Source organism: uncultured Roseobacter sp., assembly GCF_947495025.1.
GTDB lineage: Bacteria > Pseudomonadota > Alphaproteobacteria > Rhodobacterales > Rhodobacteraceae > Roseobacter.
The window spans coordinates 1-664 of sequence record NZ_CANLXG010000012.1 but is presented as its reverse complement, the minus strand read 5'-3'; the positions used below and the strand labels follow the sequence as shown (position 1 = coordinate 664).

General features: G+C 60.2%; 1 protein-coding gene. It reads right to left on the bottom strand.

What is annotated here, in order from left to right; all coding sequences use genetic code 11:
- A partial coding sequence (locus Q0792_RS20095) for a GTP-binding protein (RefSeq protein ID WP_298845354.1) occupies window positions 1-662 on the bottom strand: 662 nt, incomplete at its 3' end.
- Window positions 663-664 lie beyond the last annotated feature (2 nt).

Below are 664 nucleotides of genomic sequence, written 5' to 3'. Positions count from 1 at the left end.
CGGCCGGAGATCGAGAACACGTCCTCGACCGGCATCAGGAACGGCTGGTCGATCGCACGCTCAGGTGTCGGGATCCACTCGTCAACGGCCGCCATCAGCTTTTTGATGGATTCCTCACCGATCTCCGGGTTGTTGCCTTCCATCGCCGCCAGCGCAGAGCCGGGGATCACAGGAATGTCGTCGCCGGGGTACTCGTAGGAGGACAGCAGCTCGCGGATTTCCATCTCAACAAGCTCGAGCAGCTCTTCGTCGTCCACCTGGTCGACTTTGTTCATGTAGACAACCATCGTCGGAATACCAACCTGACGGCCCAGCAGGATGTGCTCGCGCGTCTGCGGCATCGGGCCGTCGGCGGCGTTCACAACCAGGATCGCGCCGTCCATCTGAGCGGCACCGGTGATCATGTTCTTGACGTAGTCCGCGTGACCCGGGCAGTCGACGTGCGCATAGTGACGCGCTTCGGTCTCGTACTCAACGTGCGCCGTCGAAATCGTGATCCCGCGGGCTTTCTCCTCGGGCGCGCCGTCAATCTGGTCATATGCCTGGAAATCGCCGAAATACTTCGTGATCGCAGCCGTCAGCGTCGTCTTGCCGTGGTCAACGTGACCAATCGTGCCGATGTTTACGTGCGGTTTCGTCCGTTCAAACTTTGCCTTTGCCATGA